Raw genomic sequence first — 545 nt, forward strand, 5'->3', positions numbered from 1 at the left:
TTGGAACGGATCGGGAAGCAGTTAAAATCGGAAACGGTGGTGGATAGGCTGGCGTTTGACCGGGGACAGTTCAAGTCAAGCGGCGGCTTCACTCGTCTGAACACAACATTTGATGGGGAGTTGGAGGCTATTTTAAATGAGATTAATGGAGCCATTTGGGAGGAGATAAGTTAGAATAGATAGTTATATCAAATCTGGTCGAATCTAAAGCTTGGGAATTGATTCCCAAGCGGTTTGGATATTCAACCGGATTTGAGATGATGTGCAAAAGGTCGTCTTTTAGAAGTGAAGATCCCCCCCAGCCCCCATCCCCCCCAGCCCCCCTTTGTAAGGGGGGAGAAGGGGGGAGAAGGGGGGAGAATTGGACTCAAAGTCCCCCTTTTTAAGGGGGATTTAGGGGGATCGCCACTCTTCAACAAAGACGGATTGTCGCTAAAATCGAAGCGTTACAGGAGAGGAGTCGGCGAGTTATAGCGCTGCGCGCGGTCCTCGGCAGTCGGGAGTCGGGAGTCGGAAACTGAAACGGCTTTTCTATAAGGGTTTGA

The 545-nt window shown here is 50.3% G+C and carries 1 protein-coding gene; it reads left to right on the forward strand.

The features are described from left to right. Positions 1-174: a type I restriction-modification enzyme R subunit C-terminal domain-containing protein gene (locus AC0QHF_RS00565; RefSeq protein ID WP_375341384.1), complete on the forward strand. Its 174-nt coding sequence runs from the start codon at positions 1-3 to the stop codon at positions 172-174. Positions 175-545 lie beyond the last annotated feature (371 nt).

This window comes from Lyngbya sp. CCY1209, from assembly GCF_055795065.1.